This window comes from Fulvimonas soli (assembly GCF_003148905.1).
Taxonomy (GTDB): domain Bacteria; phylum Pseudomonadota; class Gammaproteobacteria; order Xanthomonadales; family Rhodanobacteraceae; genus Fulvimonas; species Fulvimonas soli.
Map to the genome: position 1 here is coordinate 1 of NZ_QGHC01000037.1, position 1,368 is coordinate 1,368.

Below are 1,368 nucleotides of genomic sequence, written 5' to 3' on the forward strand. Positions count from 1 at the left end.
GCCGCCAACCATCGCGCACAAACCGGCAACAACGCAGTACCCTCCAACCCCGGGCTTTATCAGTAATCACTGGTACGGCTGATGGGGGCAGGTCAGTGCAAGGCCTAACGCCTGAGTTAAGCCGCGCCGCGAAGCGGCGTCGGCTTGGACGAATTGTTAGCCACTAATCCGAGAGCTTGGGAATGCCGGCAAGATTACCCTTGTAGACCCGCGTGAACGGGTACGCGCCTTGATCAATTACTTCGATCTCGTACTTGTCTGCAGAGGCCGGTGGCACCGTAACGAAGAACACCTCTTCGGTCTTCCGGAACGGCCGTGTCTGTAATTCAGCGGCAAACTGGTCTTCACCATCGCGCTTTATGTTGACCTGGTACCTCGTAGCTCTCCAGTCCTCTTGTTCCGGCTTGGGCAGGTGCACGATAAAGAGTCCCCGGTCGTATGCCTCTACTTCAGGCGCGATTGGTGTTCCCTCCCGCACCTGCGGGGCCGGCGGTGGCACCCAGCGCTGTGTTGCGGACGCCGCGGACGACGAAACGAGTAGGAACAAGAATGCAGTTCTGACAAGCACTTGGTAGGTCTCCAGTAGTGGCTAACGCCTGAATTAAGCCGCGCCGCGAAGCGGCGTCGGCTTGAATGAATTGTTAGGCCGCACCGTCATGACGATTGTTCTCTAGCCAGTCAATGACGTGCATGGCCCAGTTGCGGTTGCTGTTGTCAACGAAGCGCGAGATTGCACGCTCCGCTGCGTAGATGCCACCAAAGAGCCAAAGCCAATCAGTGTGGTCAGAAACGTATGCCGCGCCAAGCGCCATAACAAGCAGAACGCCGTGCCAGAACAACTGAATCCAAGTGTCACGGTTAAAGTCGCGCTGAAATGTCTGATAGACCTCAGCCCGGCCCGCGGCATGTCGAAACAGGTTGTTATGTCCAAGCTTGCTCATGACTCTCCTGTGCGGCCTAACGCCTGAATTAAGCCGCGCCGCGAAGCGGCGTCGGCTTGAATGAATTGTTAGGCCGCACCCAGGCCCCCGAAGAACGATGGCTGCACAGCCCCGGACACATATCTCTGCCACCCGCGCGAACTGAGCACGTCAAATAGCTCATCTTGCGACAAACGATCCCTGCTGCGGATGCTTTGGTCAGTGAGTGAAATATCTGCCCCGACGTAGCACACAAATCGGCTGTCACCGTGCCACTCCACTCTCTCCAGGGGACCGCAAAACCAGTCACCTGCGAGATTCATGGCAAGACCGACACTCGGCGGAAATGGCATTGACCTGAGTATGGAACTTGTAGCCAATCAGGCAGTGAGTCCGGGGTTGATGGTATCGGGTTTCGACCAGTTCCGGCGAACGCTCGCCGGGGGTT

Annotated in this window: 2 protein-coding genes; both read right to left on the minus strand. The window is 57.5% G+C overall.

The window, feature by feature from the left end; all coding sequences use genetic code 11:
* Positions 1–163 precede the first annotated feature (163 nt).
* The gene (locus C7456_RS17095) at positions 164–418 is read right to left on the minus strand and encodes a hypothetical protein (protein ID WP_139943000.1); all 255 of its coding nucleotides are present in this window, start codon (positions 416–418) and stop codon (positions 164–166) included.
* A gap of 223 nt (positions 419–641) precedes the next feature.
* On the minus strand, positions 642–941 hold the full coding sequence (locus C7456_RS17100; protein ID WP_139942999.1) for a hypothetical protein: 300 nt from the start codon (positions 939–941) through the stop codon (positions 642–644).
* Positions 942–1,368 lie beyond the last annotated feature (427 nt).